2 protein-coding genes are annotated in these 470 nt (G+C 74.7%); both read right to left on the bottom strand.

All coding sequences use genetic code 11. The annotated features are described in order from the left end of the window. On the bottom strand, positions 1–193 hold a 193-nt coding region (locus M3677_RS17060; protein ID WP_251161143.1), incomplete at its 3' end, for a hypothetical protein. Between the two features lie 73 nt (positions 194–266). Beyond that, positions 267–470 (bottom strand): citrate/2-methylcitrate synthase (locus M3677_RS17055; protein WP_285844923.1); only part of this gene is annotated, 204 nt, incomplete at its 5' end.

Here is a 470-nt window from a genome sequence, read left to right as displayed (position 1 = left end):
CGAGCTGCGACCGCAGCGGGATCCGGCGGGTGGCGCCGTCCTCGGTGGTGACGACGAGCTCGACGGCGGTGATCCGTTCCGCGGCGTCGTCGCCGGACCCGGCCAGGCGGGTGCCGGTGGCCAGGGGGACCGGGGGCAGGCGGAACGTGTCGCCGTCGTCCGTGCTGCCTCCCGCGCCGCCCGCCGTGATCACGGCAGGCACCGTACGCGCCGACGACGGAGCCCCGCCGTCCCAGGGGACGACGGGGCTCCGTGAGCGGCTGGGCTCAGCGCTGGTCGAGCGGCACGAACGCGCGCTCGGTGGGCCCGGTGTAGAGCTGGCGCGGGCGACCGATCTTGGTGGCCGGGTCCTCGATCATCTCGCGCCACTGCGCGATCCAGCCGGGCAGCCGGCCGAGGGCGAACAGCACCGTGAACATGCGGGTCGGGAAGCCCATGGCCCGGTAGATCAGCCCGGTGTAGAAGTCGAC

The organism is Curtobacterium sp. P97, from assembly GCF_023712445.1.
Lineage (GTDB): Bacteria > Actinomycetota > Actinomycetes > Actinomycetales > Microbacteriaceae > Curtobacterium.
This window is presented reverse-complemented; position numbering and strand designations above follow the sequence as displayed.